This is a genomic window from Enterobacter sp. MF024, from assembly GCF_005843915.1.
Taxonomy (GTDB): domain Bacteria; phylum Pseudomonadota; class Gammaproteobacteria; order Enterobacterales; family Enterobacteriaceae; genus Enterobacter; species Enterobacter barmai.
The window spans coordinates 411,895-434,364 of sequence record NZ_VCBB01000005.1; the positions used below are offsets into that span (position 1 = coordinate 411,895).

Consider the following 22,470-nt stretch of genomic DNA (forward strand, 5'->3'; position numbering starts at 1 on the left):
GGCCTACGGGTTTCCCAGGCCGGGTAATCGAAGCGCCGCCGGGCAAAAACTACTCCGGCAGCGTCCAGTCACCGTCGTTGAGGGGACGCTGCAAAATCAGCGTATCGCGCCAGTCACCTTTCTTGTAACCCACGCTTCTGAGCTGTCCCGCCACTTCAAACCCGTGCTTTTTATGCAGGCGTAACGAGCCGGCGTTGTTTGGCCCATCGCCCACCACGGCGATCATCTGCCGCCATGGGCCCTCTTCGCTGCGGGCGATCAGGGCACTCAGCAGCGCGCTGCCAAAACCGCGCCCGGGAGTGCTGGCCTCGACGTAAATCGACTCTTCAAGGGTATAGCGGTAGGCGGGGCGAGCGCGATAGTGGGTGGCATAGCAGTAACCCACCACAATCCCGCGATAGAGCGCCACCAGCCACGGCAGACCCTGGCTGGTCACCGCGTTAATGCGATCCCGCATCTCGTCTACGGTCGGGGGAACTTCTTCAAAGGATGCGCGCCCGTTAAGGACATGCCAGGCGTAGATGGCAGCAATGGCATGCGCATCCTCGGCCCCGGCATCGCGTATTACAACGTCAGTTTCGGATAATGTTTCAACAGCCGACATGGTCTGCCCGCTCCTCGTTAAAAAAAGCCAGAGAAATGTTTCTCTGGCGTCGTGACGCTACTCTAGTCCTATTTATGTGGGCTTAACAGCGCCCATGCGATGCCTAACTGGTTTGATCAGTGGCTTGCGCACCATCACGCGCTGTTTCCAGTTCGCCTGCCCAGTATTTATGCTTGGTTGTTTTACCGATGCCGGGGTTCATGCTGTTTGTTGGGTCGTTAGCGCGATAAAACTGTTTTAATGCCTCCGGCGCTTCGTAAATGTGACCCACATTATGTTCCGCCGGATACTGCGCCCCGCGCGCCTGCAGCAGCTCCAGCATCTGCGCCTTCAGGGCGTGGGCGTCGACCCCTTTTTTGACGATGTAATCCTGATGGAAGACGTAGCACATAAAGTGGCCGTAATAGAGCTTATGCACCAGCTGGCTGTCGATCTCCGGCGGCAACTGCTCGAACCATTCGGTATCGTTACGGCGCAGGGCGATATCCAGAGCCAGAATATCCTCCACCTCGTCGGCGTGAACCGCCTGATAGCGGATCGCGGCCCCGGCGGCGGCGAAGCGGTGTAAAAAGGCCTTGCTGCCTTCTTCCGGCGTGCAGGCAAAGAAGTCGCCCTCGGCGGTTTTGAAGAACTCCGCCAGCCAGCTCTGCGCTTCGGCAATGCCGTCGCCCGCCATTTTCAGCAGCAGGTGATGCTCGTACTTATCGCGCCAGCTCTTCATGCGCGGCGGCAGATGCGCCGGGAAGGCGTTGCCCAGCTTCTGCATAAAGCGGTCGGTAAAGTTAGGTTTAAACAGCGACACCTTCTCCAGCATCGCATCGGTGCGTCCCTTCATGGTAAAGAAGAAGGGCATCTTGTCGGTGCCGAGCTTGTCGATCATCAGGAAAGTATCTTTGCCGTAGCGCTCGGCAATGTCGTAGATATCCCGGTGCATATATTCCCCGGCGACCGGCAGATGGGTGAACTCCCCGAGAATATGGCGGCGGATGGTGGTCAGCACGTCCGGCTGGTTGGTGCCGATATAGAACACCTGCTGGCGTTTCTCCGCCGGGAAGGTGTCCAGGCGCACGGCGAAGACCGCCAGCTTGCCGGCACAGCCGGAGGATTCAAACAGACGATCCGGGTCGGCGTTGTAGCGCGCCGGGGTGTCGGCATCAATCTCGCGCACCCGGGTGATGTAATCATGATCGTGGGCGTGACGTCCGTCGTGCAGCACGTCGCTCTCTTTCACGCGGTCGTCATCCAGCTTGCTGAGGATCTGCTCCGGCGTCACCCCCAGGTCGATACCCAGATGGTTCACCAGCGTCAGTTTGCCCTGTTCGTCAATGCGGGCGAAGAGCGACATTTCGGTATAAGCCGGGCCGCGCTGCACCAGCGAGCCGCCGGAGTTGTTGCAGATCCCGCCGATCACCGAGGCGCCAATACAGGAGGAGCCAATCACCGAGTGCGGCTCGCGGCCCAGCGGCTTCAGCGCCTTCTCCAGCGAATAGAGTGTGGTGCCCGGATACGCCAGCACCTGCTCGCCCTTATCCAGCAGATGCAGCTTGTCGAGGCGCAGGGTGCTGATAATCACAATGTCGCGATCGTAATCGTTGCCGTTCGGCGTAGAGCCTTCGGTCAGGCCGGTGTTGGCCGCCTGCATCAGAATAATTTTGTCAGCCTCGACGCAGGCGCTGAGCACCCGCCACAGTTCCAGCAGCGTGCCCGGGAACACCACCGCCAGCGCGTCCCCTTGTCCGGAGCGAAAGCCCTTGCGGTAGCGGGCAGTTTTCGCGGCGTCGGTAAGCAGGTGCGCATGACCTACCAGACGTGCCAGGTCGTTTATAAAGTTGGTGTTATCGTGCAGTCGTTCAGAAGACATCGTCCACCCCTTGTGGTTATTCAAATGCGTCGTCGAAAATCATAGCGCGATTAATGTTTATGCGAACGACTATTCGCCAGAAAAATCAGAGAATAAACCCTGCAACGTTAACAGGGTTTATGGCACACTGCGCTTTTCGTACGGTCTGGCCGCGACTATCCGGCGGTTATTGATGAGAGAGTAAACGAGATGAAATGGCTTTGTTCTGTAGGGGTAGCTGTAAGTCTGGCGCTGCAACCCGCGCTGGCTGACGACCTGTTTGGCAATCATCCGCTAACGCCGGAAGCCCGGGACGCCTTTGTGACCGATCTGCTCACAAAGATGTCGGTAGACGAGAAAATCGGCCAGCTGCGCCTGATCAGCGTCGGACCGGATAATCCGAAAGAAGCCATTCGCGAGATGATCAAAAACGGGCAGGTAGGGGCGATCTTCAACACCGTCACCCGCCAGGATATCCGCAAAATGCAGGATCAGGTGATGGAACTCAGCCACCTGAAAATCCCGTTATTCTTCGCCTATGACGTGGTCCACGGCCAGCGTACCGTCTTCCCGATCAGCCTGGGCCTGGCCTCCTCCTTTAACCTCGAGGCGGTGAAAACCGTCGGCCGCGTGTCGGCCTACGAGGCGGCGGACGATGGCCTGAACATGACCTGGGCGCCAATGGTGGACGTCTCCCGCGATCCGCGCTGGGGCCGCGCCTCGGAAGGGTTCGGGGAAGACACTTACCTGACCGCGACGATGGGTAAAACCATGGTGGAAGCGATGCAGGGCAAAAGCCCGGCGGATCGCTACTCGGTCATGACCAGCGTCAAACACTTCGCCGCCTATGGCGCCGTCGAAGGCGGAAAAGAGTACAACACCGTCGACATGAGCCCGCAGCGCCTGTTCAACGACTATATGCCGCCGTACAAAGCCGGTCTTGATGCCGGAAGCGGCGCGGTGATGGTGGCGCTGAACTCCCTGAACGGCACCCCGGCGACCTCCGACAGCTGGCTGCTGAAAGATATTCTGCGCGACAAGTGGGGCTTTAAGGGCATCACCGTCTCCGATCACGGGGCGATCAAAGAGCTTATCAAGCACGGCACCGCCGCCGATCCGGAAGATGCGGTGCGCGTGGCGCTGAAGTCCGGCATCAACATGAGCATGAGCGACGAGTATTACAGCAAGTACCTGCCGGGTCTGGTGAAGAGCGGTAAGGTCACCATGGCGGAGCTGGATGACGCCACGCGCCATGTTCTGAACGTCAAATATGACATGGGGCTGTTTAACGATCCGTACAGCCACCTGGGGCCGAAAGAGTCCGACCCGGTGGATACCAACGCCGAAAGCCGCTTGCACCGCAAAGAGGCGCGTGAGGTCGCGCGTGAAAGCCTGGTGCTGCTGAAAAACCGTCTCGACACGCTGCCGCTGGCGAAATCCGGCACCGTGGCAGTGGTCGGCCCGCTGGCCGACAGCAAGCGCGACGTGATGGGCAGTTGGTCTGCGGCGGGCGTGGCGGATCAGTCCGTTACCGTGCTGACCGGCATCAAAGACGCGCTGGGTGACAAGGGCAAAGTGATTTACGCCAAAGGGGCCAACGTCACCAGCGATAACGACATCGTCACCTTCCTCAACCAGTATGAAGAGGCGGTGAAGGTCGATCCGCGCTCCGCCCAGGAGATGATTAACGAGGCGGTTAACGCCGCGAAGCAGTCCGATGTGGTGGTGGCCGTGGTGGGTGAAGCCCAGGGGATGGCCCATGAAGCGTCGAGCCGGACCGATATCACCCTGCCGCAGAGCCAGCGCGATCTGATCGCCGCCCTGAAAGCCACCGGTAAGCCGCTGGTGCTGGTGCTAATGAACGGCCGTCCGCTGGCGCTGGTGAAAGAAGATCAGCAGGCAGACGCGATTCTGGAAACCTGGTTCGCCGGTACCGAGGGCGGTAACGCCATTGCCGACGTGCTGTTTGGTGACTACAACCCGTCGGGCAAACTGCCGATGTCCTTCCCGCGCTCCGTCGGGCAGATCCCTGTGTACTACAGCCACCTGAACACCGGTCGCCCGTATAACGCCGACAAACCGAACAAGTACACCTCGCGTTACTTCGACGAAGCCAACGGTCCGCTTTATCCGTTTGGTTACGGCCTGAGTTACACCACCTTCAACGTTTCTGAGGTGAAAATGTCTGCGCCGACCATGAAGGCGGACGGCACGGTGACCGCCAGCGTCGAGGTTACCAACACCGGTAAACGCGAAGGGGAGACGGTTGTCCAGATGTACGTTCAGGATGTGACCGCCTCCATGAGCCGCCCGGTAAAACAGCTGCGTGGCTTTGAGAAGGTGAACCTGAAACCGGGCGAAACCAAAACCATCAGCTTCCCGATTGACGTGGATGCGCTGAAGTTCTGGAACCAGCAGATGAAATACGACGCTGAGCCAGGCAAGTTCAACGTCTTTATCGGTACGGATTCAGCCCGCGTGAATAAGGGCGAGTTCGAGCTGCTGTAAAATCGCCGGGCAATAGCTAAACCAGGCCGCCATACACAATTTGTGAATGGCGCGCTAAAACCCTGGTTATCGACTACGCTTTTCTCTCAAGCGTCTGAAAAAGGCGGCAAAATCATGAGGAAAGCGGAATGACTATCTTTAAGGGGATTGTTGGTTCAACGGCGCTGCTGGCGGCGTTGAGCCTGCCATTACAGGCGGCGGAGCCGGTTAAGGTCGGGTCGAAAATTGATACGGAAGGCGCGCTGCTGGGCAACATCATTTTGCAGGTGCTGGAGAGTCACGGTGTTAAAACCGTCAATAAAGTGCAGCTGGGCACCACCCCGGTGGTACGCGGGGCCATCACCTCGGGCGAGCTGGATATCTACCCGGAATACACCGGCAACGGGGCCTTCTTCTTCAAAGATGAAAATGACCCGGCGTGGAAAAACGCGAAGAACGGCTACGAGAAAGTCAAAAAACTCGATGCCGAGCAGAACAAGCTGATCTGGCTGACTCCGGCCCCGGCCAACAACACCTGGACCATCGCGGTTCGCAAGGACGTGGCGGATAAAGGCAAGCTCACCTCGCTTGAGGATCTCAGCCGCTACCTGAAAGAGAAGGGCGATTTCAAACTCGCAGCTTCAGCCGAGTTTATCGAGCGCCCGGACGCTCTCCCTGCCTTTGAAAAAGCCTACGACTTCAAGCTCGATCAGAGCCAGCTTCTCTCCCTGGCGGGGGGCGATACGGCGGTGACCATTAAAGCGGCGGCCCAGCAAACTTCGGGCGTCAACGCGGCGATGGCCTACGGCACCGACGGCCCGGTCGCGGCACTGGGCCTGCAAACCCTCACCGATCCGAAAGGCGTTCAGCCTATTTACGCCCCGACGCCGGTAGTGCGCGAGGCGGTGCTGAAGGCATACCCGGAGCTGGACGCCTGGCTGAAGCCGGTATTTGAAACGCTGGATGAAAAAACGCTGCAGCAGCTCAATGCCAGCATTGCAGTGGAAGGGCTGGATGCCAAAAAAGTGGCGGCAGATTACCTGAAGCAAAAAGGGCTGGTGAAATAACCCGCCGCAGGACTGCGATGTGCCGATAAAATGTCATAACCGCGTGCTGCTGCTGATGGCGCTTATTGCCCTTGCAGCAGCCGCGTTACCCTTTGTGAATTTTGCCCCGAACCGGCTGGTGTCCGGGCAAGGGCGCGCCGTCTGGCAGGTCTGGACGTTTTCCCCTGCGCTGCTGCTCATCCCGCTCTGCCTGTTGCTGGGGCTGACGCTGGTTCGCGGGCGCTGGGCTTTAGCGTCGACGCTGGTGGTCTGCGAACTGCTGTTTGCCGGGCTGGTCTGGAGCGCGGGGCTTGCCGCCTCGCATCTTGCCAGCAGCGAAAGCCCGCTGGCGCGTACCGCCGTGGGCAGCGGCCTGTGGCTCTGGATGGCGCTTTGCCTGCTGGCCTGTAGCGATGCCATTCGCAGGCTCAGCCCGCAGCCACTCTGGCGCTGGCTGCTGCAGGCGCAAATCTGGATCCTGCCCTTGCTGCTGCTGTTCAGCGGCGAACTCAACGCCCTCTCGCTGATGAAAGAGTACGCCAACCGGCAGGATGTCTTTAACGATGCCGGGCAGCAGCATCTCACCCTGCTGCTGGGTACTCTGGTTCCGGCGCTGCTGATTGGCGTGCCGCTGGGGCTCCTCTGTTACCGCCGCCCGGCCTCTCAGGGGCCGGTATTCGCGGTGCTGAACGTCATTCAGACTATCCCCTCCGTGGCGCTGTTCGGCCTGCTGATTGCTCCGCTCGCCGGGCTGACTCGCGCCTGGCCGTGGCTTTCGTCGCTGGGTATTGCCGGGACCGGCATGACCCCGGCGCTGATCGCCCTGGTGCTTTATGCCCTGCTGCCGCTGGCGCGCGGGGTGCTGGCGGGGCTCAGCCAGGTGCCTGCCGAGGTGCTGGAGAGCGCCGACGCCATGGGGATGAACAGCCGCCAGCGCTTCTGGCAGATCCAGCTCCCGCTGGCGCTGCCGGTGCTGCTGCGCGGACTGAGGGTGGTGGCGGTACAAACCGTCGGGATGGCGGTGATCGCGGCGTTAATCGGCGCCGGAGGATTCGGGGCGCTGGTGTTCCAGGGGCTGCTGAGCAGCGCCCTGGATCTGGTGCTGCTGGGCGTCATACCCACCATCGTACTGGCGGTGGTGGTGGATGCGCTGTTTGCGCTGTGGATAGCCCTGCTGCGAAGGAGAACCAATGATTGAATTTCATGATGTAAGTAAAACCTTTGCCGGGGAGCCCGCGGTCAGCAATCTGGATCTGACCTTTGCCGAAGGCGCTTTTTCGGTGCTGGTGGGCACCTCGGGCTCGGGTAAATCGACCACCCTGAAGATGATCAACCGGCTGGTGGAGCACGACAGCGGCCTGATCCGCTTTGCCGGGCAGGAGATCCGTAGCCTGCCGGTGCTGGAGCTGCGTCGCCGGATGGGGTACGCCATTCAGTCCATCGGACTGTTTCCGCACTGGACCGTGGCGCGCAACATCGCCACCGTGCCGCAGCTGCAAAAGTGGTCGCGGCAAAAAATTGACGATCGGGTGGATGAGCTGATGGCGCTGCTGGGGCTGGAGCCGGGGCTGCGCGAGCGCTTCCCGCACCAGCTCTCAGGCGGCCAGCAGCAGCGGGTTGGGGTGGCGCGAGCGCTGGCCGCTAATCCGGAAGTGCTGCTGATGGATGAACCCTTTGGCGCGCTCGACCCGGTGACCCGCAGCGCGCTGCAGCTGGAGATGACCCGTATTCACCGCATCCTGGGCCGTACCATCGTTCTGGTGACCCACGATATCGACGAGGCGCTGCGCCTGGCGGATCACCTGGTGCTGATGGACAGCGGCAGGGTGGTGCAGCAGGGCACGCCGCTGGAGCTGCTTACCCGGCCCGCGAACAGCTTCGTGCGCGAGTTTTTTGGCCGCAGCGAGCTGGGCGTACGCCTGCTGTCGCTGCGCACGGTGGGCGAATCGATGCGCCCGGACATCACTCCAGGCGAAAGCCCGCTGCGGGCCTCCATGAGCCTGCGCGATGCGCTCTCGGCGTTTGTCAGCCAGGGATGCGAAAGCCTGCCGGTGGTGGACGAAGAGGAAAGAGCGTGCGGCACGTTGTACTTTCGCGATCTGCTGATCCGGGAGGCAACATGAGGTGGCTACGCGATCCGCTCCTGTGGCTGGTGGCGCTGTTTGTCGCACTCCTGCTGCTGATGCCCTACAGCGCGCCGCTCTTCAGCACGCTGTTCCCGGAGCTGCCGCGTCCGGTCTATCAGCAGGAGAGCTTCGTTACCCTGACGCTCGCCCACTTCTGGCTGGTGGGCGCCTCAAGCGTCTTTGCCATCGTGCTGGGGGTTGGGGCCGGAATTGCGGTCACGCGACCGGCAGGGCGCGAGTTTCGCCCGCTGGTGGAGACTATCGCCGCCGTCGGCCAGACCTTTCCGCCGGTGGCGGTGCTGGCGATTGCGGTGCCGGTGATGGGCTTTGGTCAGCAGCCAGCGATAATCGCGCTGATCCTCTATGGCGTCCTGCCGATTTTGCAGGCGACGCTTGCCGGGCTGGCGGCGGTACCCGCAGCGGCAATCAGCGTGGCGGAAGGGATGGGGATGAGTGGCTGGCAGCGCCTGCGTAACGTCGAGCTGCCGCTTGCCGCGCCAGTGATGCTGGCCGGGATCCGCACCTCGGTGATCGTCAATATTGGCACGGCGGCCATTGCTTCAACGGTGGGGGCGAATACGCTGGGAACGCCGATCATTATCGGCTTAAGCGGCTTTAATACCGCCTATATTATCCAGGGTGCGCTGCTGGTGGCGCTGGCGGCGATTGTGGTGGATCGCGCTTTTGAGCGGCTGGCAAGAAGCCTCAGCCGACACCGCCACGGACAATAAACGAATAACCTGCCAGCATCACGCCACCAATACCGCTGACGGCCATGAGAAAGAACAGGGTGATAACCGCGACTTTGGTTGCCTTCATAATGTGCTCCTGATGTTAACAGGGCGATTATACGGTGAAGCGCGGGTGTTAATGAACCATTAATTGCCTTTCAGCGGGAAGACGGGATACCCGTGCTCCTGCCACTGGGTCAGCTGCAGCTCCTGCGCCGCCGTCGGTGATTCACCGCACCACACCAGCAGCGTCTGTCCGTCGAACAGCTCCGGGCGCAGCTGTACCAGGGAATGGGCCAGCACGTCGACGCGCCAGCCCTGCTGGGCGGCAATCCACGCTTCCAGCCACAGGCGTGTGGTGTCGTGCACGTTCCAGCCAACCACCAGCGCATCCTTGCTGTTCTTCTTTCGCGCTGCCGCCAGACAGATACAGATGTAGTTGATCAGCACCCCGTCCAGCGCGCTCAGCAGCGCCTGCAGCGTGGGCTGTTGCGACTGCAACCGCCTTCGTAACGGAATAAAGAGTTGGGTGATTAAGGTTTGCGCAGGGTATTCGCTGCCTCGCTCCTTGATCCACACGCGCAGGCGATGCAGATGGCCGGACTGCAGATAACGCAGCAGCACCTCCTGCTGTTCGCGCCAGATGTCCAGTTCGTCCTGACCTTCCGGGCTCAACAACGTTTTGACCTTCCCGACCTGCACGCCGTTATCGATCCAGCCTTTGATCTCGCGGATCCGGTCGATATCCGCATCCGTAAACAGCCGGTGTCCGCCGTCGGTTCGCTGTGGTTTAAGCAACCCGTAACGACGCTGCCATGCGCGTAACGTCACTGGATTGATATCACACAGGAGTGCCACTTCCCCTATCGTGTAGAGCGCCATGTTATCCCCCGGCTTGCACATACCCAGATTAACTGTAGACGCAGAATGCTGAACCAGGAAGGATTGCTCTTTTTTTGCACAAATAATGCGAATATCAGATTATGTTCGGCAAAAGGTGTGATGGGTGGCACGAAAACACATTTTCATGCTTTTACTGCAAAGAAAGTTAATGCGCTTCGGTGTATGTTACGCGCTTTTAGAATTTCCGGTTTGTGGGCATGTACGAATTTAATCTGGTGTTGCTGCTGCTTCAGCAGATGTGTGTGTTTCTGGTCATCGCGTGGCTGATGAGTAAAACACGCCTGTTCATCCCCCTGATGCAGGTCACCGTCCGACTGCCGCACAAGCTGCTCTGCTACGTTACCTTCTCCATCTTCTGCATTCTCGGCACCTATCTGGGCCTGCACATTGAAGACTCCATTGCCAACACCCGTGCCATTGGCGCGGTGATGGGCGGCCTGCTCGGCGGCCCGGTGGTCGGCGGGCTGGTGGGGCTGACCGGCGGTTTACACCGCTACTCGATGGGCGGGATGACGGCGTTGAGCTGTATGATTTCGACCATTGTCGAAGGGCTGCTTGGCGGCCTGGTTCACAGCGTGATGATCCGCCGCGGTCGCCCGGATAAAGTCTTTAGTCCCCTCACCGCAGGGGCTATCACCCTGGTGGCCGAGCTGGTGCAGATGCTGATCATTTTGCTGATCGCCCGCCCGTTCGAGGATGCCCTGCATCTGGTGGGCAGCATTGCCGCGCCGATGATGGTCACCAACACGGTCGGCGCCGCGCTGTTCATGCGCATTCTGCTCGATAAGCGGGCGATGTTTGAGAAGTATACCTCCGCGTTTTCAGCGACGGCGCTGAAGGTCGCGGCCTCGACGGAGGGGATCCTTCGCCAGGGCTTTAACGAAGAGAACAGCATGAAGGTGGCGCAGGTCCTGCACCAGGAGCTGGATATCAGTGCGGTCGCCATCACCGATCGCGAAAAGCTGCTGGCCTTTACCGGCACCGGGGACGATCACCACCTGCCGGGCAGACCGATTTCGTCCGCATATACGCTTCGTGCAATTGAGACCGGTGAGGTAGTCTACGCCGACGGTAACGAAGTGCCGTACCGCTGCTCCCTGCATCCGCAGTGCAAGCTGGGTTCGACGCTGGTGATCCCGCTGCGCGGCGAAAATCAGCGGGTGATGGGCACCATCAAGCTCTACGAGGCGAAAAACCGCCTGTTCAGCTCCATCAACCGTACCCTTGGGGAGGGGATCGCCCAGCTGCTCTCGGCGCAGATCCTGGCCGGACAGTATGAGCGGCAGAAGGCGCTGCTCACCCAGTCGGAGATCAAGCTCCTGCACGCGCAGGTGAACCCGCATTTTCTGTTTAACGCCCTCAATACCCTGAAGGCGGTGATCCGCCGGGACAGCGAGCAGGCGACGCAGCTGGTGCAGTTTCTTTCGACCTTTTTCCGCAAAAACCTGAAGCGGCCTTCGGAAATCGTCACCCTTGCGGATGAAATTGAGCATGTGAACGCCTATCTGCAAATTGAGCAGGCCCGGTTCCAGTCGCGCCTGCAGGTCACATTGTCGGTGCCGGATGAACTGGCCTGGCAGCAGCTGCCGGCCTTCACCCTGCAGCCGATCGTTGAGAATGCGATTAAGCATGGCACCTCCCAGCTGTTGGGTATCGGAGAGATTGCCATCACCGCCAGCCGCTTTAATCGCTATCTGGTGCTGGATATTGAAGACAATGCCGGGCTCTACGCTACGGCAAAAGAGGGGGGCGGCCTGGGAATGGGGCTGGTGGATAAACGCCTGCGCGCCCATTTCGGTGAGGATTGCGGCATTACCGTCACCTGCGAGCCCGACAGCTTTACCCGCATAACCTTAAGACTGCCCCTGGAGGAACACGCATGTTGAATGTGCTGATTGTCGATGATGAGCCTTTAGCGCGAGAAAACCTGCGGTTTTTGCTGCAGGAGCACAGCGATATTGAGATTGTCGGCGAGTGCGCCAACGCCATCGAAGCGATTGGCGCGGTGCATAAGCTGCGCCCCGACGTGCTGTTTCTGGATATCCAGATGCCGCGCATCAGCGGCCTGGAGATGGTGGGCATGCTCGACCCGGAGCATCGCCCCTATATTGTGTTTCTCACCGCCTTTGATGAGTACGCGGTTAAGGCGTTCGAAGAGCACGCCTTCGACTATCTGCTTAAACCCATCGAAGAGCCGCGGCTGGAGAAAACGCTCAATCGCCTGCGCCAGGAGCGCAGCGTGCAGGACGTGTCCCTGCTGGCGGAACACCAGCAGCCGCTGAAGTTTATTCCCTGCACCGGCCACAGCCGGATCTGGCTGCTGCAGATGGAGGATGTGGCGTTTGTCAGCAGCCGGATGAGCGGGGTGTATGTGACCAGCCATGAAGGCAAAGAGGGCTTTACGGAACTGACGCTGCGCACCCTGGAGAGCCGTACCCCGCTGCTGCGCTGCCATCGCCAGTACCTGGTGAACATGGCGCATCTGAAAGAGATCCGCCTTGAGGAGAACGGCCAGGCGGAACTGGTGCTGCGGGCCGGGCAGACGGTGCCGGTCAGCCGTCGCTACCTGAAGAGTTTGAAAGAGGCGATAGGGCTGTAAAACTGCTACACTGCGCGCCATTGCATCATCGACACTCGAAGGCTCTATGCTCAGTAATGATATTCTTCGTAGCCTGCGCTACACCCTGAAAGCCAATAACAACGACATGGTGCGCATTCTTGCGCTTGCCGACATGGAATCCACCTCGGCCGGGTTCGACACCTGGATGACCAAAGAGGAGGAGGACGGTTTTGTTCGCTGCCCTGACATCATCCTTTCCGGCTTTTTGAACGGCCTGATTTACGACAAGCGCGGCAAAGATGAATCTGCGCCGGAACTGGCGCTGGAGCGTCGGGTGAACAACAACACGGTGCTGAAAAAGCTGCGTATCGCCTTCTCGCTGAAGACCGACGACATTCTGGCGATTATGACCGAGCAGAAATACCGCGTCTCGATGCCGGAAATTACCGCCATGATGCGCGCCCCGGATCATAAAAATTACCGCGAGTGCGGGGACCAGTTCCTGCGTAATTTCCTGCGCGGCCTGACCCATCGGGTGCATCACCCGAAAGCGTGATTTTTGCCCGGTGGCGCTGGGCTTGCGCGGGCCTGCGGGTTGGTAGGCCGGGTAAGGCAAAGCCGCCACCCGGCAAAAAAGCGATAAAAAAAGCCGGAGATAATCTCCGGCTTTTTCGTTTATTTCACCTGATGACCAGGCAGCGCACCGCTGTCCGGGCTTAACAGGAAGATATCCTTCCCGCCAGGGCCAGCGGCCATCACCATCCCTTCCGAGATACCGAAGCGCATTTTACGCGGCGCGAGGTTGGCGACCATCACCGTGTGGCGACCGATCAACACCTGCGGGTCCGGATAGGCGGAGCGAATGCCGGAGAAGATGTTGCGCTTCTCGCCGCCCAGATCGAGGGTCAGGCGCAGCAGCTTGTCGGAGCCTTCAACAAATTCCGCGTTCTCGATCAGCGCCACGCGCATATCGACTTTAGCGAAATCGTCAAACGTGATGGTCTCCTGAATCGGATCGTCCGCCAGCGGGCCGGTAACCGGTGCGGCAGCGGCTTTCACCTCTTCTTTAGAGGCATCAACCAGGGCTTCAACCTGCTTCATCTCGATACGGTTGTAGAGCGCCTTGAACGCGTTCAGCTTGTGGCCGAGCAGCGGCTGATTAATGCTGTCCCAGCTCAGCTCGGTGTTCAGGAAGGCTTCAGTACGCGCGGCCAGCTGCGGCAGAACAGGCTTCAGATAAGACATCAGCACGCGGAACAGGTTGATACCCATGGAGCAGATCGCCTGCAGGTCGGCATCGCGGCCTTCCTGTTTGGCGACAACCCACGGCGCCTGCTCGTCAACGTAGCGGTTAGCCAGGTCTGCCAGCGCCATGATTTCACGCACGGCTTTGCCGAACTCGCGGCTTTCCCAGGCTTCGCCAATTACGGCAGCCGCGTCGGTGAAGGTTTTGTACAGCTCAGGATCCGCCAGCTCAGCCGCCATCACGCCGTCGAAACGCTTGGCGATAAAGCCCGCGTTACGGGAGGCCAGATTCACCACTTTGTTGACGATGTCGGCGTTCACGCGCTGAACGAAATCTTCCAGGTTCAGGTCGATATCGTCGATACGGGAAGAGAGCTTCGCCGCGTAGTAGTAGCGCAGGCTGTCGGCATCAAAGTGGTTCAGCCAGGTGCTGGCTTTGATAAAGGTGCCGCGGGATTTGGACATCTTCGCGCCGTTCACCGTCACATAGCCGTGGACGAACAGGTTGGTTGGCTTGCGGAAACCGCTGCCTTCCAGCATCGCCGGCCAGAACAGGCTGTGGAAGTAAACGATGTCTTTGCCGATGAAGTGATACAGCTCGGCGTCGGAATCTTTCTTCAAGTATTCGTCGAAGCTGGTGGTGTCGCCACGCTTGTCGCACAGGTTCTTGAAGGAGCCCATGTAGCCGATTGGCGCATCCAGCCAGACGTAGAAATATTTGCCCGGTGCGTTCGGGATTTCGAAACCGAAGTACGGCGCATCGCGGGAGATATCCCACTGCTGCAGGCCGGATTCAAACCACTCCTGCATTTTGTTCGCCACCTGCTCCTGCAGCGCGCCGCTGCGGGTCCAGGCCTGCAGCATTTCGCTGAATGACGGCAGGTCGAAGAAGAAGTGTTCGGAGTCACGCATCACAGGCGTTGCGCCGGAAACCACGGATTTCGGCTCAATCAGCTCGGTCGGGCTGTAGGTCGCGCCGCACACTTCGCAGTTATCGCCGTACTGGTCCGGGGATTTACATTTCGGGCAGGTGCCCTTCACGAAACGGTCCGGCAGGAACATGCCTTTTTCCGGATCGTAGAGCTGAGAGATGGTGCGGTTTTTAATAAAACCGTTCTCTTTCAGACGGGTGTAGATCAGCTCCGACAGTTCGCGGTTTTCGTCGCTGTGCGTGGAGTGATAGTTGTCATAGCTGATGTCGAAGCCAGCAAAATCGGTCTGATGCTCCTGACTCATTTCAGCAATCATCTGCTCAGGGCTGATACCAAGCTGCTGGGCTTTCAGCATGATTGGCGTGCCGTGTGCGTCGTCTGCACAGATGAAGTTTACCTGATGGCCGCGCATTCGCTGGTAACGGACCCAGACATCAGCCTGGATATGCTCCAGCATGTGGCCGAGGTGGATTGAGCCGTTAGCGTACGGCAGAGCGCACGTCACCAGAATTTTTTTCGCGACTTGAGTCATAGTAAGCATTACTTCTTTGGTAGTGAAAAGGGTTTTGATAGTACCAAAAGGGGCATTATTAAGTAAGCACAAACCATGGCCTTTCAGGTAAACTTGTTCAACAAAGGTCTTATCCACAAAAACAAAAGGAGTCGGGATGAGTTCTCAATCCCAGGCCAAATCACCGGAAGCCTTGCGCGCAATGGTCGCCGGGACGCTGGCTAATTTTCAGCACCCCACCCTGAAGCACAATCTCACCACGCTGAAAGCGTTACATCACGTGGCGTGGCTGGATGACACTCTGCATGTCGAGCTGCATATGCCTTTCGTCTGGAACCATGCGTTCGAGACGCTGAAAGAGCAAACCAGCGCCGAGCTGCTGCGTATCACCGGGGCGAAGGCTATTGACTGGAAATTGACCCATACCATCGCCACGCTGAAACGGGTGAAAAACCATCCGGGCATCAATGGCGTGAAAAATATCATCGCGATCAGCTCCGGCAAGGGCGGGGTAGGGAAGTCCTCTACCGCCGTGAACCTGGCGCTGGCGCTGGCCGCTGAAGGGGCGAAAGTCGGTATTCTCGATGCCGATATCTATGGCCCGTCAATTCCTAACATGCTGGGCGCGGAAAATCAGCGTCCGACCTCGCCGGATGGCACCCATATGGCGCCGATTATGGCGTACGGACTGGCGACCAACTCGATTGGCTATCTGGTCACTGACGATAATGCCATGGTGTGGCGCGGGCCGATGGCCAGCAAAGCGCTGATGCAGATGCTGCAGGAGACGATGTGGCCGGATCTCGATTATCTGGTGCTGGATATGCCGCCGGGCACCGGTGACATTCAGCTGACGCTGGCGCAGAACATCCCGGTTACCGGGGCGGTGGTCGTGACTACGCCACAGGATATCGCGCTGATCGACGCCAAAAAAGGGATCGTGATGTTCGAGAAGGTTGACGTGCCGGTGCTGGGCATCGTTGAAAACATGAGCATGCATATCTGCAGCAACTGCGGTCATCATGAGGCCATCTTCGGTACCGGCGGGGCAGAAAAACTGGCCGCGCAGTATCACACCCAGCTACTGGGTCAGATGCCGCTGCACATTACGCTGCGTGAAGATCTCGATAGCGGTAAGCCGACCGTGGTCAACCGTCCTGAAAGTGAATTTACGGAGATGTATCGCCAGCTGGCGAATCGCGTTGCCGCCCAGCTTTACTGGCAGGGTGAGGTGATCCCTGCGGATATCTCATTCCGCGCGGTGTAACGCTTTTGCGCGGGTGCTAACACAAAAAACGGTCACCTCAGGTGACCGTTTTGCTTTTACCTCGCCACCCGGCACAACAAACGGTTAACGGTGGTAGAAAATATCGCCGTTATAGGCTTTGTAGATCTTGCCGTCAGTATCACCCACCAGCACGTAGTTCTCGCCCATGTAGGTCCAGTGCGTGCCTGCATCCGGTGCAGGGAGATTACGCAGGTTATATTGCTTGATGGTGTACTCAGGTGTCAGGTACTGCGCCGGGGCGAAATCACCAATCTTATATTTCGTAAAATCGGCTACAAACTCCTGTTCCTCATAGGCCTGGATGCCAGACGGCGCCGCTGTGGCTTGTGGGGCAGCAAAGGCTGCACTCGCCAGTGACATCAATACGCCCAGAAGTAGAATTTTACCTTTAGTCATTTTTTCTCCAGATTTACCGTGGCCATTACTCTTGTTTTGCCGTTTCGTGGCTGAGCAACAGAGAGTCTATTTTATGTTTTGCCGTTTGGCTAAGTTGGTAAAAAATGTAACAAATCAACACATCCTTGCCACCAGCAGGGCCGAATTAATTATTTGTGGCGTAAATTTTTCATTAAATGGAATTTGTGTAATGTATTATTAATTTTATAAAATCTGAAAGTGACGCTTAAGGGCATAATAGCCGTTATTGTACTGTATAATTCTTTTCGTGAAATGCTTATGATGTGTGTTAGTCAATTTGCGTTTTTTGGTTTTCCTCTTATTTAAAGATAATGCCAGACAGTTATCAACATGGTTGGTGCTTTTCTTTTATCGGGTTTTTCTGTAAGTGATTAATTGTAATTGATATTTTATTTTTAATGATGTGGCTAATTTAATGTGAGCTACAAGGAAGTTATAGGGCTATTAACGGAATATAATAGAGCATCCATTATTAATGACAATCCCACTCCGCAACAGTGCAGCTTTTATTTGCGCAATATTATTATCGGGCTGCACCCATATGCCCGGCCAACATATAAATATATCTGGAAAAAATAACGTTGCTGTTAAAGACAACCCGCTTGATTTAGATAAGAAAGTGGATGTCTGGCCTTTGACGCCCTCACTGATTGAGCAGCTTCGCACCAACCAGGTAAAATCTCAGGCAAATCCGAATCTCGATGAACAGCTAAAACGTTGGGAATACCGGATCGGCCCCGGGGACGTGCTAATGATCACCGTCTGGGATCACCCCGAGCTCACCACGCCTGCCGGTCAGTATCGCAGCGCCAGCGACACCGGCAACTGGGTGGGCGCAGACGGAACGATCTTCTATCCCTACGTCGGCAAACTCCATGTCGCCGGAAAGACCCTCGCCCAGGTGCGCGAAGAGATCACGGCCCGGCTGGACAGAGTCATTGAAAGTCCGCAGGTCGACGTCAGCATTGCGGCGTTTCGTTCACAAAAGGCCTATGTCACCGGCGAAGTGGTGAAATCCGGGCAGCAGCCAATTACCAATATTCCCCTGACCATCATGGATGCGATTAACGCGGCGGGGGGCCTTTCGACGGATGCAGACTGGCGAAACGTGGTGCTGACGCATGAGGGCCAGGACACGCGAATTTCGCTGCACGCCCTGATGCAGCACGGCGATCTGACGCAAAACAGATTGCTGTGGCCGGGCGATATCCTGTTTGTACCGCGCAATGACGCCCTGAAAGTCTTTGTGATGGGCGAAGTGGTGAAACAGAGCACCCTGAAGATGGATCGCAGCGGCATGACGCTGGCAGAAGCCCTGGCAAATGCCGGTGGTATGAATCAGGACATGGCTGATGCGAGCGGCATCTTCATCATCCGCTCCACCGGCAAAAACAGTAAGGACGGTAAAATCGCGAACATTTATCAGCTGAATGCCCGCGATGCGTCGGCTATGGTGCTCGGCACTGAGTTTCAGCTCCAGCCCTACGATATCGTCTACGTCACCACAGCCCCTGTCTCACGCTGGAACCGGGTAATTACGCAGCTGGTGCCTACCATCAGCGGCGTGCATGACCTGACCGAAACCGTGCGCTTTATCAGGTCGTGGCCTGAATAATGATCCAGTCAATTCTGGTGGTATGCACGGGAAACATTTGTCGCTCTCCGATTGGCGAGCGGCTTTTGCAACAAAAGTTGCCCACATTTACCATCGCCTCGGCGGGTATCTGCGGTCTGGCCGGACGTCCGGCGGACAGTCATGCGCAGAAAATAGCCAGCACCTATGGAATCTCGCTGGAGGATCACGCTGCGCGACCACTGACGGCGGTAATGATGCGGGAATACGATCTGATCCTTGCTATGGAATCCGCGCAAATAAACCGTATTTCGCTTATTGCGCCGGAAATGCGTGGCAAAACCCTGCTGTTCGGCCAATGGCTCAGGCAACAGGAGATCCCCGATCCGTACGGTAAAAGCATGGAAGCATTTGAGTATGTTTTTCGCCTGCTTGGCGAAGCAAGTCAGGAATGGGCCAACCGACTTACAGTTAAGGGATTACGTACATGTCGTCGAAAATCGTAAATGCGCAGGCTTATTCTGTTGATAATCATGAGCTGGATCTGGCGCGGCTTCTGGGAGAATTAATTGATCATCGCGTGTCTGTTTTTATTTGTACGCTACTGTTTGCGCTCAGCGGCGTGCTCTATGCGTTATTTGCATCGCCGGTATATATTGCAGATGCCCTGGTGCAAATTGAAGAGAAGCAGCAGAACAGCCTGCTCAAATCGTTAAATCAGCTATCGCCCACTTTCACTCAGGACTCATCTGCTGAAATTCAGCTGCTGAAATCCCGCATGATCCTTGGCGAAACCGTGGACGCGTTGCGCCTGCGTGATGAGATAACCCCGATCCGCTTCCCTCTGGCAGGAGAGGGCTGGGCGAGGCTGAGCGGCCAGCCAGCCGTCTCCCTGATGCTCGACAGTCTGACGCTCCCCGGCACGCCGGGTAAAGCGATGTCGCTGACCCTCACTGCTGAAAGCAACGGTAAATATCGTCTTGAAGGGGAAGGGATTAACCTGCAGGGGAGCGTCGGGGCGTTGGTGCAACAGGCGGGCGTGACGATTAAGGTTCGTGAGTTGTCGGCACCGCCAGGAACCCGTTTTCGGGTGAGTCAGCGTTCGCAGCTTGAAGCCATCAACGCCCTGAGCCGCCAGTTTACCGTGACGGAACAGGGGAAAGAGAGTGGGATCCTCACGCTGAGCATGACGGGGTCGAATCCCGACCAGATCGCCAACATTCTGAACCACATTGCCGAGAGCTATCTGAGACAAAACATTGCCCGCCAGGCGGCGCAGGATTCGCAAAGTCTTGATTTTCTGCAGCGCCAGCTGCCGCAGGTGCGCAGCGAACTGGAGCTGGCAGAAGAGCGGCTGAACACCTACCGTAAACAGCGCGACTCGGTGGATCTATCGCTCGAGGCAAAAGCCGTTCTTGAACAGATTGTTAACGTCGATAATCAACTCAATGAATTAACCTTCCGCGAAGCGGAAGTGTCGCAGCACTATAAAAAAGATCACCCGACCTATCGCGCGCTGCGTGAAAAGCGTCAGACGTTAGAGCAGGAAAGGGCGCGGCTGAACAAACGGGTCAGTGCGATGCCGTCGACCCAGCAGCAGATCGTACGCCTCAGCCGCGACGTGGATTCTGGTCGCGCCGTCTATCTTCAGCTGCTGACGCGCCAGCAGGAGCTGAACATCTCCCGCTCCAGCGCCATTGGCAACGTGCGTATCATTGACCAGGCGGCCACCCACCCGGTTCCAATAAAGCCGCGTAAGGCGCTTGTTGTCATGCTCATGACAATTTTTGGCGCGTTCCTTTCTGTGGGCCTGGTGCTGGCGAAATCCGCTCTGAGACGGGGAATTAACTCGCCGGAGCAGCTCGAAAGCGAAGGGATTAATGTCTATGCCACCTTACCGCGCTCGGAATGGTTAAACAGTAAAACCCGTTTAGGCGGGAGATATTTCTTCCGCTACTACTTTAAGCATAAAACCTCAGGCGTGCCCTTTTTGCCCGTCGACCAACCGCTGGATATTTTTGTCGAGGCGGTGCGCGGATTACGCACCAGCCTGCATTTCGCCATGATGGATGCCGGGAATAACATTCTCATGTTCAGCGGCCCGGGCCAGGACTGCGGTAAAACCCTGGTCAGTACGTCGCTGGCGGCGCTGGTGGCACAGGTGGATCAGCGGGTGCTATTCGTTGATGCGGATATGCGCAAAGGCTACGTGCACAACATTCTGGGGCTTAATAATGATAAGGGTTTATCTGACGTCCTGTCAGGCAAAGTGTCCTTCACCCAGGCCGCCCAGACCTTTACCAGCGGCAATTTCGACGTGGTGACCTGCGGTCAGTACCCGCCGAATCCGTCTGAACTGCTGATGCACAGCCGTTTCCGAGAATTTATGGCCTGGGCGAGTGAGCATTACGATATCGTGATTGTCGATACGCCGCCGATCCTGGCGGTGACTGACGCGGCATTAGTGGGGAGTATTGCGGCATCTACGCTGCTGGTCGCCCGCCACAACATCACGACCGTGCGGGAGATGCTGATCAGTCAACGGCGTTTGCAGCAGATGGGGGTGAATATCAAAGGTGCCATTCTGAATGACGTTGTGAAGTCTGCAGCCAACTATTACAGCGAGAGTTACGGCACCTACAGCTACGTCTCGCAACACGACGCAGAGAAAAAATAGGGCTAAGAGCAGTGAAGAAGGGAAAGAAATCCGGCGGCAGGGCGCCGCCGGATAGAACAACTTACTTAGCCAGCAGCTCGCGCGCCGTGCGTTCCACCAGTGACAGCAGGACTTTAACATCCTCCAGGGTCACAACCGGGTTCAGCAGGGTCAGCTTCAGGCAGGTGATACCGTTATGCTCGGTAACCCCGACGTTAGCGCGGCCGGATTCCAGCAGGGCGTCGCCGATTTTCTGGTTGAGCAGCGCGATGGCCGCGTCATCCAGCTGATGCTCAGGACGGAAGCGGAACAGAACGCTCGCCAGCTGTGGCGGCATGACCAGCTCCAGCAGCGGCTGTTCGGTTACGTACGCGGCAACCTGCTGCGCCATGGTGACACCGTGATCGATGATCTCCGCGTATTTCTTCTCGCCCAGCGCTTCCAGACTCATCCACAGCTTCAGCGCGTCGAAACGACGGGTGGTCTGCAGGGATTTGGATACCAGGTTTGGCACGCCAGCCTCTTCGTCAAACTCAGAGTTCAGGTACGCTGCCTGATAGCGCATCAGCTCATAGTGACGCGCCTCTTTCAGCAGGAACGCGCCGCAGCTGATGGTCTGGAAGAACTGCTTGTGGAAGTCCAGAGTCACGGAATCCACCAGCTCGATACCATCGAGGTAATCGCGATACTTCTCGGACATCAGCAGCGCGCCGCCCCATGCCGCATCGACGTGAACCCAGATATTCTGCTTTGCCGCCAGCTCTGCAATCGCACGCAGCGGATCGATAGCGCCCGCGTCCGTGGTACCTGCAGTGGCAACGATCGCCAGAATCTGTTCGCCGTTGGCATTGCACTGCTCAATTTTCGCGGCCAGATCGTTCAGATCCATACGCGAACATTCGTCAGTTTTAACCTGGATAACGGACTGGTAGCCCAGACCCATCAGCGCCATATTCTTCTGTACGGAGAAGTGTGCGCTGTCGGAGCACAGAACACGGATCTTACGTAGATCGCCCACCAGACCGTCCTGCTGGACGGAGTGGCCCTGACGCGCGAAGAAGGCATCACGCGCCAGCATCAGACCCATCATGTTGCTCTGGGTGCCGCCGCTGGTGAAAACGCCCGCGTCGCCCGCCTGATAACCCAGGCGGGTACGCAGCCACTCGATCAGTTTTATCTCGATAATGGTCGCAGACGGGCTCTGATCCCAGGAGTCCATGCTCTGGTTAGTGGCGTTGATCATCACTTCCGCCGCCTGGCTTACCACCAGGCTCGGGCAGTGAAGATGCGCCACACACTGCGGATGATGCACCGCCAGGCTGTCTTTCAGGAAATATTCAACGGCGCGCTCGATAGCGGTTTCGTTGCCCAGCCCTTCCGGGCTGAAGTCCAGGTTAATACGTTCGCGCAGCTCGGCGACCGTTTTACCCTGGTACATTTCCGGCTGTTTCAGCCACTGCATGACCGCCTGGGTGCTCTGCTCGATGGCCTGCTGATAGGCTTCGATGCTTTGCGCCGAGGACGACAAAATCGGGTTTAAATCTGACATTG

19 protein-coding genes are annotated in these 22,470 nt (G+C 57.8%); 12 read left to right on the top strand and 7 right to left on the bottom strand.

The features are described from left to right. Positions 1 to 49: 49 nt before the first annotated feature. Both FFB58_RS11360 and dld read right to left on the bottom strand, forming a co-directional pair. On the bottom strand, positions 50 to 604 hold the full coding sequence (locus FFB58_RS11360) for a GNAT family N-acetyltransferase (RefSeq protein WP_039031078.1): 555 nt from the start codon (positions 602 to 604) through the stop codon (positions 50 to 52). 103 nt (positions 605 to 707) lie between these two features. Next, positions 708 to 2,465, bottom strand: a complete 1,758-nt coding sequence (dld, locus tag FFB58_RS11365) for a D-lactate dehydrogenase (RefSeq protein WP_138369927.1) — start codon at positions 2,463 to 2,465, stop codon at positions 708 to 710. Between the two features lie 189 nt (positions 2,466 to 2,654). Here dld and bglX point away from each other — a divergent pair, with 189 nt between their 5' ends. The 5 genes from bglX to FFB58_RS11390 all read left to right on the top strand — a co-directional run bounded on the left by bglX (position 2,655) and on the right by FFB58_RS11390 (position 8,834). Beyond that, a complete protein-coding gene (bglX, locus tag FFB58_RS11370) occupies positions 2,655 to 4,952 on the top strand; it encodes a beta-glucosidase BglX (RefSeq protein ID WP_138369928.1) in 2,298 nt (765 codons plus the stop codon). A 128-nt stretch (positions 4,953 to 5,080) separates the two neighbouring features. Continuing rightward, a complete protein-coding gene (locus FFB58_RS11375; protein WP_138369929.1) occupies positions 5,081 to 5,998 on the top strand; it encodes an ABC transporter substrate-binding protein in 918 nt (305 codons plus the stop codon). Positions 5,999 to 6,017: 19 nt separating this feature from the next. Further along, positions 6,018 to 7,175: an ABC transporter permease gene (locus FFB58_RS11380; protein ID WP_286172678.1), complete on the top strand. Its 1,158-nt coding sequence runs from the start codon at positions 6,018 to 6,020 to the stop codon at positions 7,173 to 7,175. Then, the gene (locus FFB58_RS11385) at positions 7,168 to 8,100 is read left to right on the top strand and encodes an ABC transporter ATP-binding protein (RefSeq protein WP_138369930.1); all 933 of its coding nucleotides are present in this window, start codon (positions 7,168 to 7,170) and stop codon (positions 8,098 to 8,100) included. Before FFB58_RS11380 ends, FFB58_RS11385 begins: the two co-directional genes overlap by 8 nt. Beyond that, on the top strand, positions 8,097 to 8,834 hold the full coding sequence (locus FFB58_RS11390; RefSeq protein WP_039031084.1) for an ABC transporter permease: 738 nt from the start codon (positions 8,097 to 8,099) through the stop codon (positions 8,832 to 8,834). The genes FFB58_RS11385 and FFB58_RS11390 overlap by 4 nt, the downstream gene beginning before the upstream one ends. On the opposite strand, the gene FFB58_RS11395 is transcribed toward FFB58_RS11390, so the two are convergent. Further along, entirely contained in the window at positions 8,809 to 8,922 is a 114-nt protein-coding gene (locus tag FFB58_RS11395) for a protein YohO (protein WP_072036698.1), read from the bottom strand. The genes FFB58_RS11390 and FFB58_RS11395 overlap by 26 nt on opposite strands. Before the next feature lie 59 nt (positions 8,923 to 8,981). After that, positions 8,982 to 9,716, bottom strand: a complete 735-nt coding sequence (mlrA, locus tag FFB58_RS11400; protein ID WP_138369931.1) for an HTH-type transcriptional regulator MlrA — start codon at positions 9,714 to 9,716, stop codon at positions 8,982 to 8,984. Between the two features lie 218 nt (positions 9,717 to 9,934). Here mlrA and FFB58_RS11405 point away from each other — a divergent pair, with 218 nt between their 5' ends. The 3 genes from FFB58_RS11405 to FFB58_RS11415 are packed head-to-tail and all read left to right on the top strand — an operon-like array spanning position 9,935 to position 12,853. After that, positions 9,935 to 11,623, top strand: coding sequence for a sensor histidine kinase (locus tag FFB58_RS11405; RefSeq protein ID WP_039031120.1), 1,689 nt, complete (start codon positions 9,935 to 9,937; stop codon positions 11,621 to 11,623). After that, positions 11,617 to 12,336 (top strand): two-component system response regulator BtsR, encoded by a 720-nt coding sequence (gene btsR / locus FFB58_RS11410; protein ID WP_039031086.1) that lies wholly within the window; start codon positions 11,617 to 11,619, stop codon positions 12,334 to 12,336. The genes FFB58_RS11405 and btsR overlap by 7 nt, the downstream gene beginning before the upstream one ends. Positions 12,337 to 12,382: 46 nt before the next feature. Continuing rightward, on the top strand, positions 12,383 to 12,853 hold the full coding sequence (locus FFB58_RS11415; protein ID WP_039031087.1) for a DUF1456 family protein: 471 nt from the start codon (positions 12,383 to 12,385) through the stop codon (positions 12,851 to 12,853). Positions 12,854 to 12,972: 119 nt separating this feature from the next. On the opposite strand, the gene metG is transcribed toward FFB58_RS11415, so the two are convergent. Further along, a complete protein-coding gene (metG, locus tag FFB58_RS11420) occupies positions 12,973 to 15,006 on the bottom strand; it encodes a methionine--tRNA ligase (protein ID WP_138369932.1) in 2,034 nt (677 codons plus the stop codon). A gap of 136 nt (positions 15,007 to 15,142) precedes the next feature. Here metG and apbC point away from each other — a divergent pair, with 136 nt between their 5' ends. Beyond that, the gene (gene apbC / locus FFB58_RS11425; protein WP_039031089.1) at positions 15,143 to 16,252 is read left to right on the top strand and encodes an iron-sulfur cluster carrier protein ApbC; all 1,110 of its coding nucleotides are present in this window, start codon (positions 15,143 to 15,145) and stop codon (positions 16,250 to 16,252) included. Between the two features lie 84 nt (positions 16,253 to 16,336). Here the strand turns inward: apbC and FFB58_RS11430 are convergent, their stop codons facing one another. Next, positions 16,337 to 16,669: an RcnB family protein gene (locus tag FFB58_RS11430; RefSeq protein WP_039031090.1), complete on the bottom strand. Its 333-nt coding sequence runs from the start codon at positions 16,667 to 16,669 to the stop codon at positions 16,337 to 16,339. Between the two features lie 496 nt (positions 16,670 to 17,165). On the opposite strand from FFB58_RS11430, the gene FFB58_RS11435 reads away from it, so the two are divergent. The 3 genes from FFB58_RS11435 to FFB58_RS11445 are packed head-to-tail and all read left to right on the top strand — an operon-like array spanning position 17,166 to position 20,940. Further along, on the top strand, positions 17,166 to 18,305 hold the full coding sequence (locus tag FFB58_RS11435; RefSeq protein ID WP_138369933.1) for a polysaccharide export protein: 1,140 nt from the start codon (positions 17,166 to 17,168) through the stop codon (positions 18,303 to 18,305). Beyond that, the gene (locus tag FFB58_RS11440) at positions 18,305 to 18,769 is read left to right on the top strand and encodes a protein-tyrosine-phosphatase (RefSeq protein WP_039031091.1); all 465 of its coding nucleotides are present in this window, start codon (positions 18,305 to 18,307) and stop codon (positions 18,767 to 18,769) included. Before FFB58_RS11435 ends, FFB58_RS11440 begins: the two co-directional genes overlap by 1 nt. Beyond that, complete coding sequence (locus FFB58_RS11445) at positions 18,751 to 20,940, top strand: polysaccharide biosynthesis tyrosine autokinase (RefSeq protein ID WP_138369934.1); 2,190 nt, start codon at positions 18,751 to 18,753, stop codon at positions 20,938 to 20,940. The genes FFB58_RS11440 and FFB58_RS11445 overlap by 19 nt, the downstream gene beginning before the upstream one ends. A gap of 61 nt (positions 20,941 to 21,001) precedes the next feature. Here FFB58_RS11445 and FFB58_RS11450 read toward each other — a convergent pair whose 3' ends face one another. Next, the gene (locus FFB58_RS11450; protein ID WP_039031093.1) at positions 21,002 to 22,468 is read right to left on the bottom strand and encodes an aspartate aminotransferase family protein; all 1,467 of its coding nucleotides are present in this window, start codon (positions 22,466 to 22,468) and stop codon (positions 21,002 to 21,004) included. Positions 22,469 to 22,470 lie beyond the last annotated feature (2 nt).

Bases quoted from the DNA above. Each gene is read 5' to 3' on its own strand.
- FFB58_RS11360 (WP_039031078.1), bottom strand. From the start codon at position 604: ATGTCGGCTGTTGAAACATTATCCGAAACTGACGTTGTAATACGCGAT.
- dld (WP_138369927.1), bottom strand. From the start codon at position 2,465: ATGTCTTCTGAACGACTGCACGATAACACCAACTTTATAAACGACCTG.
- bglX (WP_138369928.1), top strand. From the start codon at position 2,655: ATGAAATGGCTTTGTTCTGTAGGGGTAGCTGTAAGTCTGGCGCTGCAA.
- FFB58_RS11375 (WP_138369929.1), top strand. From the start codon at position 5,081: ATGACTATCTTTAAGGGGATTGTTGGTTCAACGGCGCTGCTGGCGGCG.
- FFB58_RS11385 (WP_138369930.1), top strand. From the start codon at position 7,168: ATGATTGAATTTCATGATGTAAGTAAAACCTTTGCCGGGGAGCCCGCG.
- FFB58_RS11390 (WP_039031084.1), top strand. From the start codon at position 8,097: ATGAGGTGGCTACGCGATCCGCTCCTGTGGCTGGTGGCGCTGTTTGTC.
- FFB58_RS11395 (WP_072036698.1), bottom strand. From the start codon at position 8,922: ATGAAGGCAACCAAAGTCGCGGTTATCACCCTGTTCTTTCTCATGGCC.
- mlrA (WP_138369931.1), bottom strand. From the start codon at position 9,716: ATGGCGCTCTACACGATAGGGGAAGTGGCACTCCTGTGTGATATCAAT.
- FFB58_RS11405 (WP_039031120.1), top strand. From the start codon at position 9,935: ATGTACGAATTTAATCTGGTGTTGCTGCTGCTTCAGCAGATGTGTGTG.
- btsR (WP_039031086.1), top strand. From the start codon at position 11,617: ATGTTGAATGTGCTGATTGTCGATGATGAGCCTTTAGCGCGAGAAAAC.
- FFB58_RS11415 (WP_039031087.1), top strand. From the start codon at position 12,383: ATGCTCAGTAATGATATTCTTCGTAGCCTGCGCTACACCCTGAAAGCC.
- metG (WP_138369932.1), bottom strand. From the start codon at position 15,006: ATGACTCAAGTCGCGAAAAAAATTCTGGTGACGTGCGCTCTGCCGTAC.
- apbC (WP_039031089.1), top strand. From the start codon at position 15,143: ATGAGTTCTCAATCCCAGGCCAAATCACCGGAAGCCTTGCGCGCAATG.
- FFB58_RS11430 (WP_039031090.1), bottom strand. From the start codon at position 16,669: ATGACTAAAGGTAAAATTCTACTTCTGGGCGTATTGATGTCACTGGCG.
- FFB58_RS11435 (WP_138369933.1), top strand. From the start codon at position 17,166: ATGACAATCCCACTCCGCAACAGTGCAGCTTTTATTTGCGCAATATTA.
- FFB58_RS11440 (WP_039031091.1), top strand. From the start codon at position 18,305: ATGATCCAGTCAATTCTGGTGGTATGCACGGGAAACATTTGTCGCTCT.
- FFB58_RS11445 (WP_138369934.1), top strand. From the start codon at position 18,751: ATGTCGTCGAAAATCGTAAATGCGCAGGCTTATTCTGTTGATAATCAT.
- FFB58_RS11450 (WP_039031093.1), bottom strand. From the start codon at position 22,468: ATGTCAGATTTAAACCCGATTTTGTCGTCCTCGGCGCAAAGCATCGAA.